This is a genomic window from Mycolicibacterium vulneris (assembly GCF_002104765.1).
GTDB classification, from domain to species: domain Bacteria; phylum Actinomycetota; class Actinomycetes; order Mycobacteriales; family Mycobacteriaceae; genus Mycobacterium; species Mycobacterium vulneris.
Genome location: NZ_NCXM01000079.1, coordinates 1 through 1,436 on the forward strand (window position 1 = coordinate 1; position 1,436 = coordinate 1,436).

The following is a 1,436-nucleotide window of genomic DNA, read 5'->3' on the forward strand; positions in this document are numbered from 1 at the left end:
GTGGTGGGCAGGTCAGCGATGTCGAGATCGCCGAGGTCGTCGTCGACGAACCCGTAGGCGTAGTCATGCGGGTCGGGTGGGGGCTCGTGCAGATCGGCGGCGTCGACGTGGTGGTCGTCGAGGTCGAATTGCTGTTGGCCGGTGAATGTTTCGGAGCGCTCGGCGGGGTGGGGGATGTCGGGGTCGATGGTGGCGGCGTGGTGGGTGAGCAGTTCGACGCGGTAGGTGAGCAGGCGGGCGTATTCGTCGGGGCGGATGGTCTGGGTTTCGGCGATGTCGTGCAGGTGTTCGGCGGCGGCGGCGAGCAGATCGTGCGGGGGCCAGCCCGCGGCGGTGACCGCGGCGACCAGGCCGGGCCAGGCGGGGGCGGTGATGATGGCTTCGGCGATGCGGGTTCCGAATAGGTGGTGCAGCTGCGCGGTCCAGGGGGGCCGCAGTTTGGTGTCGGTGCCCTCCAGTGAGGGCGGGGCCAGGGTGCCGGCCAGGCGCCACCACAGGGCGGCGGCGGGCATGTCTGCGGGCAGGGGTCCGTGCTGGGCGGCGGCGTCCTGCAGCAGCGCGGCGACGTCGGCGCCGGCGCGGGCGGCGCCCTCGAGGTGGGTGGCCAGCCGCGGCCAGTACGGGTCGTCGGTGAGGTGGGGGTCGATGGTGTCGGCGAGTTGGCGCCAGCGGGCGGTGTCGGCGCCGGCGCGGGTCAGGGCGGCATCGAGGCGCGAGTGAATGACTTGTTGGATGACCGCGGAGCGGTTGGCGTGCTGTTCGGGGCCGGTGATGCGGGTGTCGGCGGGATCGACGTGGTGGGCGGCGCGAAAGACCGCGATTTCGGCCAGCAGGTTGCGGTTGCCGTCGAGTAGGGGCCGCGCCCATAGGGGTGCGGTGGCGGCGTCCCAGGCCCGCGCGGTGGCGCGGATGTGGTCGGCGAGCTCGCGCACGAGATCAGCGCGGGCGTGGAGATAGGTCGCCCACGTCGGGTCGGTGGTGATGACGTCGGGGATGGCGGGCAGCCAGTGCAGCGGTCCACGGTCTGCAGCGTCGACGCCGCTGGGGGCTGGCAGGCGCCAGTCCAGAACGGCGGCAGGGTCGTATGCGTCGCCCAGCGGGGCGGCAGCGGCGTCGTGCAGTGCGGCGATGGGGTCGTGGCCTTCGATGGCCAACAGGGCGAGGTGGCGGCGCAGGACGGGCCAGGCTTGGGCGTCGGTGAGGTGGTGGCCCAGGTGTGCGGCGGTGGTGTCGATGCGGGCCATGACCTCGGGGCCGGCGTGTTGTTCGGCGGCGGTGGTGAGCGCGTCGGAATACATGTCGGCGGCATGGTGGAGCCGGTTGAAGGGGTCGGCTTCGGCATCAGCCAGGGTGTGGGCGGATTGTTGGGCGCCGTCGCGGCCCAGGATGGTGGCAAGGATGTCGACGGCGCCCAACAATCCGCCCACACCCTGGCT

At 72.4% G+C, this 1,436-nt stretch carries 1 pseudogene; it reads right to left on the minus strand.

What is annotated here, in order from left to right:
• Positions 1-1,436, minus strand: a pseudogene (locus tag B8W69_RS29400) (MobF family relaxase); the annotation flags it as partial.